Source organism: Wolbachia endosymbiont of Nomada ferruginata, from assembly GCF_001675785.1.
GTDB classification, from domain to species: domain Bacteria; phylum Pseudomonadota; class Alphaproteobacteria; order Rickettsiales; family Anaplasmataceae; genus Wolbachia; species Wolbachia pipientis.
In genome coordinates this window covers 1-709 of the sequence record NZ_LYUY01000183.1, presented here as the reverse complement: position 1 = coordinate 709, position 709 = coordinate 1, and the positions used below count along the sequence as shown (strand labels likewise).

At 37.2% G+C, this 709-nt stretch carries 1 pseudogene; it reads right to left on the bottom strand.

The features are described from left to right. Positions 1–292: pseudogene (locus tag BA053_RS06360) on the bottom strand (ankyrin repeat domain-containing protein); the annotation flags it as partial. Positions 293–709: the final 417 nt, after the last annotated feature.

Genomic DNA, 709 nt, shown 5'->3' with positions numbered 1-709 from the left:
CATCTTTGACTCGTGTTTTAACACTTGCTTTCTTTTTTAGTAGAAGTTCTACTGTCAATAAATTGTTACATGCCGCAGCAAGATGTAATAATGTCCAATCTTCTATTTTGTCTGAAATTTTTATACTGAATTGATGCTCCTTACTAAAATTACGTTTAAACTTGTCGTATTCTGCATAATCTTTTTTACATAACTCATCTTTTATTTTTTGGAGCAAATTATCCTCATTCAAATCTTTACTCTCACTCACATTGCATATTATTTCAAAAAACTTTTCCTTTTCTATTGCCATAACTTTTACACCTAATTTATTTATTATTGCTGAACCATCTCACAAAAAAGTTAAGTTTGTCGAAATTCCATGTTTGATCTAAAAATTAGTCATAAACATTTTCTATGCAAGTAGCTGACACTGGTTCATTCTATAATGGTGTCACAGCAGTCCTACATCATGCCACCGCGAACCGTTATACCGCGATTCATTCGCGGTATCTCATCCGCTAACTGTTCTCCCTCATCATACCGTCACGGTATCTCCAGATCCCGCTAACAAGTAGCGGGATGACGATTGTCAGGGTGTCATCCCAGCGCCCCTATGATGTCATCCGAGTAGCCGACACTGGTTCCTTTATGATGGCAGTGCCCCTATGGTGTCATTCCAGTGCTTGACACTGGAATCCAGCTTTTCCATAATCATTAAAACATTGTA